This window comes from Bartonella sp. AA86SXKL, assembly GCF_042196885.1.
This window is the reverse complement of sequence record NZ_JBHIRE010000187.1, coordinates 1-560: the sequence shown is the minus strand read 5'-3', so window position 1 is coordinate 560 and position 560 is coordinate 1. Positions and strand designations below refer to the sequence as shown.

Here is a 560-nt window from a genome sequence, read left to right as displayed (position 1 = left end):
GTTTCACTCTCCAATTTACAACGCCAAGTGATTCATAAAACAAACACAATTAACCAATGTAAAACTGACAGTGCTAAAGCCACTATAAACGCAATAAATCCTCATGTTACGGTTGAAAAACACACCCTACGCTTAGATAAAAGTAATGTGGGTAAATTGCTCAACGCCTATCACATCATTGTTGATGGGAGTGATAATTTTGCCACACGCTATCTGCTTGCTGATCATACAGCCCAATGTGCCAAACCTTTAATAAGCGGTGCTGTAGGACGTTTTGACGGCTCATTAACAGTGCTCATGCCTTATAAAGACAATAACCCTCACTATCGTGATTTATTCCCAAATCCACCAGCTCCCGGCACTCTCTCAACATGTGCTGAAACTGGAATTATCGGCGCTTTACCCGGAGTCATTGGAACACTCCAAGCAATGGAAGCCATTAAACTTATCACAAACACCAATGAATCCTTAGTAGAGAAAAACCTCCTCTATAATAGATTATCAGTGCAATTTAAGGTCATTACTTATAAACGATCAGATTCCAATGCGAATGCAGCAGC

1 protein-coding gene is annotated in these 560 nt (G+C 40.4%); it reads left to right on the top strand.

Annotation, left to right across the window (positions count from 1 at the left end; genetic code table 11):
* Window positions 1–560: ThiF family adenylyltransferase (locus tag ACFIO5_RS10865; RefSeq protein ID WP_375705407.1), on the top strand; the 560-nt coding region annotated here is incomplete at both ends.